A 228-nucleotide genomic window follows, 5' to 3' on the forward strand; every position below is an offset into this window, starting at 1 on the left:
GAAGTGCAGGATTGCTACCACGAGAAATATGGCCGCGTGTTCAAGCCGACCGAGATCAAGATGATGCTGACCGCGTTCAGCAACATGGAGACGGTCCACATCGCTGCCTATTCGCACCTGCTCGACACGATCGGCATGCCCGAGACCGAATATGCCGCCTTCCTCCAGTATAAGGAGATGAAGGACAAGCACGACTATCTGAGCACCTTCGGCGTCGACACCGATGAG

1 protein-coding gene is annotated in these 228 nt (G+C 55.7%); it reads left to right on the plus strand.

Features of this window, described 5'->3' with window-relative positions:
- The coding region (locus tag NLU14_RS23025) for a ribonucleotide-diphosphate reductase subunit beta (RefSeq protein ID WP_275710980.1) at positions 1-228 on the plus strand (228 nt) is incomplete at both ends.

The sequence above is a fragment of the Marinobacter iranensis genome, from assembly GCF_029207565.1.
GTDB classification, from domain to species: Bacteria; Pseudomonadota; Gammaproteobacteria; order Pseudomonadales; family Oleiphilaceae; genus Marinobacter; species Marinobacter iranensis.